The sequence below is a fragment of the Aliiruegeria lutimaris genome, assembly GCF_900099935.1.
In the GTDB taxonomy this organism is placed as follows: Bacteria; Pseudomonadota; Alphaproteobacteria; order Rhodobacterales; family Rhodobacteraceae; genus Tropicimonas; species Tropicimonas lutimaris.
Genome location: NZ_FNEK01000071.1, coordinates 20,842 through 27,468, shown reverse-complemented (window position 1 = coordinate 27,468; position 6,627 = coordinate 20,842). Strand labels below are relative to the sequence as shown.

General features: G+C 64.4%; 6 protein-coding genes. All 6 read left to right on the top strand.

Annotated features, from left to right (window positions below; translation table 11 throughout):
- Positions 1–297: 297 nt before the first annotated feature.
- Genes hpaE through BLR85_RS22685 form a run of 6 tightly spaced genes read left to right on the top strand, consistent with a single transcriptional unit; the run spans position 298 to position 6,409 of the window.
- A complete protein-coding gene (gene hpaE / locus BLR85_RS22710; protein WP_244520841.1) occupies positions 298–1,470 on the top strand; it encodes a 5-carboxymethyl-2-hydroxymuconate semialdehyde dehydrogenase in 1,173 nt (390 codons plus the stop codon).
- 41 nt (positions 1,471–1,511) lie between these two features.
- Positions 1,512–2,492 carry a 3,4-dihydroxyphenylacetate 2,3-dioxygenase gene (gene hpaD / locus BLR85_RS22705; protein WP_093162832.1) on the top strand — a complete coding sequence of 327 codons (981 nt, stop codon included), beginning with the start codon at positions 1,512–1,514 and terminating at the stop codon, positions 2,490–2,492.
- 17 nt (positions 2,493–2,509) lie between these two features.
- A complete protein-coding gene (locus tag BLR85_RS22700) occupies positions 2,510–3,958 on the top strand; it encodes an NAD-dependent succinate-semialdehyde dehydrogenase (RefSeq protein ID WP_093162828.1) in 1,449 nt (482 codons plus the stop codon).
- A gap of 10 nt (positions 3,959–3,968) precedes the next feature.
- A complete protein-coding gene (locus BLR85_RS22695) occupies positions 3,969–4,847 on the top strand; it encodes a fumarylacetoacetate hydrolase family protein (protein WP_093162825.1) in 879 nt (292 codons plus the stop codon).
- The gene (hpaH, locus tag BLR85_RS22690) at positions 4,841–5,641 is read left to right on the top strand and encodes a 2-oxo-hept-4-ene-1,7-dioate hydratase (protein ID WP_170844713.1); all 801 of its coding nucleotides are present in this window, start codon (positions 4,841–4,843) and stop codon (positions 5,639–5,641) included. Before BLR85_RS22695 ends, hpaH begins: the two co-directional genes overlap by 7 nt.
- A gap of 9 nt (positions 5,642–5,650) precedes the next feature.
- Positions 5,651–6,409 (top strand): HpcH/HpaI aldolase family protein, encoded by a 759-nt coding sequence (locus BLR85_RS22685; protein WP_093162822.1) that lies wholly within the window; start codon positions 5,651–5,653, stop codon positions 6,407–6,409.
- Positions 6,410–6,627 lie beyond the last annotated feature (218 nt).

The window sequence follows — 6,627 nt, the reverse complement described above, 5'->3', positions numbered from 1 at the left end:
ACTGTAGCCATGGCCAACAAGTCCGCCCGGATCATCTGGGCAATACTGACAAAACGAGAAGAATACCGGCAGCCAATCGCCTGATGCTGCCAAGAGATGCAAGACGCTTGATGTGATGATGCGAAATGAAGTCAACCAAAAGTAAGGACACTCCGTCGAACGGCATGGCCCTCGAGGTCGTTAAGCCGATTGGAACCTTACTTGCGGAACTCATCAAGGCCAGTGGCAACCGCCACACTAACAGGCCGGACACACGACTGTACTGACAGACCATCGCGACCACAGAAATCTCTTGCAATGCAGGAGCCATCCACACACGCCCTTCGCGGAGCAGCGAATTTCCGCTTCTTCGCCGACCAGGCGCCCACTGCCGAGGACGGACAGGCCCTGCGGACTCCCACGCAGATGAACGTGACCTCCCGCCGTCCGATCGGCCCGGTGGGCGTGATCACCCCGTGGAACACGCCTTTCATGCTCTCCACGTGGAAGATCGCCCCGGCACTCGCCGCAGGCTGCACCGTGGTTCACAAGCCCGCCGAATTCTCGCCGATGACAGCCAAGCTGCTGGTGGAGTTCGCCGAGGAAGCCGGTCTGCCCAAGGGCGTTCTGAACCTCGTCAACGGCTTCGGCGAGGATGCCGGAAAAGCGCTGACGGAACATCCCGGCATCAAGGCCATCGCCTTTGTCGGAGAGAGCCGCACCGGCTCGATGATCATGACGCAGGGCTCCAAGACGCTGAAGCGCGTGCATTTCGAGTTGGGCGGCAAGAACCCGGTCATCGTCTTCGAGGATGCGGACCTGGAGCGCGCCGCGGATGCCGCCGCCTTCATGATCTATTCGCTCAATGGCGAGCGCTGCACCTCTTCCTCCCGCCTGCTAGTGCAGGAGAGCATCTATGCCGATTTCACCACCCGGGTCGCCGAGACAGCCAAGCGCATCAAGGTCGGTCATCCGCTCGACCCGGAAACCGTCGTCGGCCCGCTGATCCACCCGGTGCATGAGAAAAAGGTCCTCTCCTATTTCGACAAGGCCCGCGCGGAGGGCGCCACCATCGCCGCCGGCGGCGAGAAGGCGGGAGACGAGGGCTGCTACGTCAAGCCCACGCTGTTCACCAATGCAACCAACGACATGACCGTGGCGCAGGAAGAGATCTTTGGCCCCGTACTGACCGCGATCCCCTTCAAGGACGATGCCGACGCGCTCGCCATCGCCAATGACGTCGAATACGGCCTGGCCGCCTATCTCTGGACCTCCGATCTCGACCGCGCCATCCGCATGACGGACCGCCTCGAAGCCGGTATGATGTGGGTGAATTCCGAAAACATCCGTCATCTGGAGACGCCCTTCGGCGGTGTGAAGGCCTCCGGCATCGGCCGCGATGGCGGCGACTGGTCCTTCGATTTCTACATGGAAACGGTCAACACCTGCTTCCCCCGCGCCACTCACAACATCCCGAAGCTGGGCGGCTGAGCCCGCCTTCGACCATAGAGAAACCCTAGGGAGGACACGACATGCCCATTCCTGCACCGAACCTTTATCCGCCCTTCAACATCATCCGCCTGAGCCATGCTGTCTTCGGCGTGAAGGACCTCGCCGCGTCCCGCGCCTTCTATGTCGACACGCTGGGCCTGCAGGTGACCGACGAGGATGAAGAGCATATCTTCCTGCGCGCCATGGAAGAGCGCGGCCATCATAGCCTCGTGCTGCGCAAGGATGAGACATCCGAGATCCGCAGCCTCGCCTTCAAGCTCTTCGACGAGGGCGAGCTCGACAAGGCCCATGACTGGTTCAAGTCGAAGGGCCACAGGGTGGAATGGGTCGAACGCGCCTACCAGGGCCGCACGCTGCGCACCCACGACTGCTTCGGCATGCCGATCGAGCTCTACTTCCAGATGGACCGCCTGCCGCCGATCCACCAGCAATACGCGCTCTATAACGGCGTCAAGCCGCTCCGGATCGACCATTTCAACTGTTTTGCGCAGGACGTGGACACGGCGGTCGACTTCTACAACGAGATGGGCTTCCGGGTGACCGAATACACCGAGGACGAAGAAACCGGCCGTCTCTGGGCCGCGTGGACCCATCGCAAGGGCGGCGTGCATGACATCGCCTTTACCAATGGCCTCGGGCCGCGGCTGCACCACACCGCTTTCTGGGTTCCGACCCCGCTGAACATCATCGACCTGTGCGACCTGATGGCCACCACCGGCTATGTTGCCAATATCGAGCGTGGCCCCGGCCGGCACGGCATCTCGAATGCCTTCTTCCTCTATATCCTCGATCCCGACGGGCACCGCATCGAGATCTACTGCTCCGATTTCCAGACGGTCGACCCGGATCTCGAGCCGATCAAGTGGGACCTCAAGGACCCGCAACGCCAGACCCTCTGGGGTGCCCCTGCCCCGCGCAGCTGGTTCGAGCATGGGTCGATCTTCCAGGACGTGGAGCCGGTTGAGTCCGACCTCGCCGCCACCCCGATCATCGCTCCGTGAACTGTGGGAGCCGCGATATGCTGAAAGACCCGAGCCTTTTTCGCGAGGCAGCCCTTGTCGGCGGCGACTGGATCGCTGCCGGCGAGCACGGCCTCGTGGTGACCAACCCGGCGAGCGGCGCCAGGCTCGGCCGCGTTCCGATGCTCGGCGCTGCCGAGACACAAGCCGCGATTGCCGCCGCCACGGCAGCACAGGCAGAATGGGCGCGACGGACGGCGAAAGAGCGGTCCGAGATCCTGCGCCGCTGGTACGATCTGGTCCGCGCCAATGCCGATGACCTCGCTCATATCCTGACACTGGAACAGGGCAAGCCACTCGTGGAAGCGAAAGGCGAGGTGCTCTACGGCGCTTCCTTCATAGAGTGGTTCGCCGAAGAGGCGCGGCGCGTTTATGGCGACGTGATTCCTGCCCACGCGCCCGACAAGCGCATCGTCGTAGTCAAACAGCCCATAGGCGTCGTCGCCGCGATCACGCCCTGGAACTTCCCCAACGCGATGATCACCCGCAACGCCGGCCCGGCGCTCGCCGCAGGCTGCGCGATGGTTCTGAAACCCGCCGAACAGACGCCGTTCTCCGCCATTGCGCTCGCGATACTGGCGGAGCGCGCGGGGCTTCCGTCCGGGCTGTTTTCCGTAATCACCGGCGATCCACCGGCCATCGGCGGTGTGATGACGGCGAGCCCGGCTGTCCGCAAACTCACCTTCACCGGCTCCACCGCCACCGGCATCCTGCTCATGCGCCAGTCTGCCGACACGGTGAAGAAGCTCTCGCTGGAGCTTGGCGGCAACGCCCCCTTCATCGTCTTCGACGACGCGGATCTGGAGGCGGCGGTCGAGGGCGCGATCATCTCCAAGTTCCGCAATAACGGCCAGACCTGCGTCTGCGCCAACCGGATCTATGTCCAAACCGCTGTTTACGATGCTTTTGCCGGGAAACTGGCAGCCCGCATCGCCGCGCTCAAGGTCGGCGACGGGCTGGAGGCGGACACAACCTTCGGCCCGCTGATCGACGATGCCGCCGTAGACAAGGTCTCCGCCCATATCGCTGATGCCACCGCGAAAGGCGCGCAGGTCACGCTCGGCGGCAAGCGGCATGCGCTCGGCGGCACCTTCTTCGAGCCTACCGTGCTCACCGGCGTTACGCAGGACATGGACGTCGCCCGCGAGGAAACCTTCGGCCCCGTCGCGCCGCTCTTCCGCTTCGACAGCGTCGACGAGGTGGTCGCCATGGCCAATGACACCGAGTTCGGCCTCGCCTCCTATTTCTACACCCGCGACCTTGCGCGTGCATGGTCCGTCGGCGAGCGGCTGGAATACGGCATGGTCGGCATCAATACCGGTCTCATCTCCACCGCCGAGGCGCCTTTCGGCGGCATCAAATCATCCGGTCTCGGTCGCGAAGGCTCGCGCTACGGGATCGAGGAATTCATTGAAATCAAGTATCTCTGCTTCGGCGGGATCCAGTGAGGAGCGTCTCATGAACCCTATCCCGCCCCGCATCGCCGCTTTTCGCGCCAATGGCGCCGACCGTTACGGCCTCGTGACCGATAACGGAATTGTCGACCTCACGCCGCAATTCGGCGACCGCTTCAAGGGGCTCAAGGAGGTCATCGAGGCCGGCGCGCTCGAAGCGCTGATCGCCGCCGGCGAGGGCCGCGCGTCGACCTTAGCCGAGGCCGATGTGGAATACCTCATCCCCATCGCGACCCCGGAAAAGCTCATCTGCATCGGCGTCAACTTCCCCGACCGCAATGCCGAGTACAAGGACGGCCAAGCCCAGCCCAGCAAGCCCTCCATGTTCATTCGCTTCCCGCGGAGCTTCACCGGCCATGAGCAGAATCTTGTCCGCCCACCCGAGAGTGAACAGCTCGACTACGAGGGCGAGGTCGCCATCGTCATCGGAAAGGGTGGCCGGCGGATTGCGAAGGAAGACGCCTATGATCACATCGCCGCGCTGACCCTCTGCAACGAGGGCACGATCCGCGACTTCGTCCGCCACGCGAAGTTCAACGTGACCCAGGGCAAGAACTGGGACAGCTCGGGCGCCATCGGCCCCTGGCTGGTCCCTTTCCGTGACGCCTCCCAACTCGACGACATCGCGCTGACGACACGCGTCAATGGCGAGATCCGCCAGCAGGACCGGACCTCCAACATGATGTTCGATTTCCGCTTCATCGTGAATTACGTCTCTACCTTCTGCACGCTCATGCCCGGCGATGTCATCGTCTGCGGCACCCCCACCGGCGCGGGCGCCCGGTTCGATCCGCCGCGCTGGCTCGTGCCCGGCGACGTGATCGAGGTCGAGGCAGAGGGCATCGGCATCCTCCGCAACGGCGTGGAGGATGAAACATGTTGAGCCAGGACGAGGTTCAATCTGCCGCGGACGCAGTGCTCGACGCTGAGGAAACCCGTTCCCAGATCGGACTGCTCTCGCTCAGGCACCCCGACATGACGCTCGACGATGCCTATGCGGTCCAAACGGCCCAGATCGGCCGGAAGCTCGCCGCCGGGCGGAAGATCATCGGCTGGAAGATCGGTCTGACATCGAAGGTCATGCAGCAGGCGCTCGGCATCGACACGCCAGACAGCGGTGTGCTCTACGACGATATGGTCTTCGAGACCGGCAATACCATTCCCGCCGGCCGCTTCATCCAGCCCCGCATCGAGGCCGAGATCGCCTTCGTCATGAAGGCCCCGCTCGATGGCGATGTGACCCGTGCCGAGGTGCTGGCCGCGACCGACTACGTCGCCCCCTCGCTCGAGATCCTCGACACCCGCATCCTGCGGCAGGATCCGCAAACCGGCCAAACGCGACGGATCGTCGATACCGTGTCCGACAACGCCGCCAATGCCGGCATCGTGCTCGGCCGCGAGCACCATGCGCCAAAGGCGTTCGACCTTCGTTGGACCGGCGCCATCCTGCGCAGGAACGGCGCGGTGGAGGCCACCGGGCTCGGCGCGGCGGTACTGGACGACCCCGTCACCGGGCTGGTCTGGCTCGCCCGCCGGATGAGCCAGTACGGCCAGCGGATCGAGGCCGGACAGGTAGTTCTCTCCGGCTCGTTCATTGCCCCGATCGAATGCCCCCCCGGCACCGGGATCGAGGCCGATTTCGGCCCGTTCGGCTCTGTTGCCGTGAATTTCACGTGAGGTGACGTGATGCCTGCCCCCAAGAACACCTTCAAGGCACGCCTGAAGTCCGGCGATTGCCAGATCGGCCTCTGGCTCGGCCTCGGCGATGCTTCGGTGGCCGAACTGGCCGCGCAGACCGGCTTCGACTGGCTGGTGATCGACGGCGAGCACGGTCCGAACGGGCTGCGCGACGTGCTGGCCCAGCTTCGCGCCGTTGGCAACAGCTGTGCCGCCGTGGTTCGCACCCGCGACGACAACCGCGCCGAGATCAAGCAGATGCTCGATCTGGGCGCGCAAACCCTGTTGATCCCGATGATCGAAAGCGCGGATCAGGCACGGGAGGCCGTCCGTTCGGTGCGCTACCCGCCCGAGGGCGCGCGCGGTGTCGGCGCGGCGCTGGCGCGGGCCTCCGGCTACAACACGATCCCCGACTACCTCACCTCGGCGAATGCCGAGATCTGCCTGCTGCTGCAGGTGGAATCCATTGCCGGGATCGCGGCGCTGGACGAGATCCTCGCGGTCGAGGGCGTGGACGGCGTTTTCGTCGGCCCGGCCGACCTTGCCGCCGATATGGGCTATCTCGGGCAACCCGGTGCGGCGGAGGTGCAGGCGCTCGTTTCCCAGACACTGGCACGTATCCGTTCCGCCGGACGGGCCGCGGGCATTCTGACATCCGACCGAAAACTGGCCGCGGGCTATGCCGAAACCGGGGTTGCCTTTCTCGCCGTCGGCTCCGATGTCGGCACCCTGCTTGCGGGCCTGAAATCGCTGCGGGCGGATTTCTGAATCACCTGCAGGTCGGCAACCGAACCGGCGGCACTAAACTTCCCTCCGGGAGGAAACCATGGTTTTCACCAATCGTGCCTTTCTGGCCGGGCTTGCCCTGTCCACCAGCCTCACCCCCGCCCCGGCCCTGGCCGACACCACGCTTGTGCCGTCGAGATGGCTGCCGCTGCGTGGAACGCGGCCGATGCGGTTTGCCTCGAAACCTCCGAAAAGGCGGG

Bases quoted from the DNA above. Each gene is read 5' to 3' on its own strand.
- hpaE (WP_244520841.1), top strand. From the start codon at position 298: ATGCAGGAGCCATCCACACACGCCCTTCGCGGAGCAGCGAATTTCCGC.
- hpaD (WP_093162832.1), top strand. From the start codon at position 1,512: ATGCCCATTCCTGCACCGAACCTTTATCCGCCCTTCAACATCATCCGC.
- BLR85_RS22700 (WP_093162828.1), top strand. From the start codon at position 2,510: ATGCTGAAAGACCCGAGCCTTTTTCGCGAGGCAGCCCTTGTCGGCGGC.
- BLR85_RS22695 (WP_093162825.1), top strand. From the start codon at position 3,969: ATGAACCCTATCCCGCCCCGCATCGCCGCTTTTCGCGCCAATGGCGCC.
- hpaH (WP_170844713.1), top strand. From the start codon at position 4,841: ATGTTGAGCCAGGACGAGGTTCAATCTGCCGCGGACGCAGTGCTCGAC.
- BLR85_RS22685 (WP_093162822.1), top strand. From the start codon at position 5,651: ATGCCTGCCCCCAAGAACACCTTCAAGGCACGCCTGAAGTCCGGCGAT.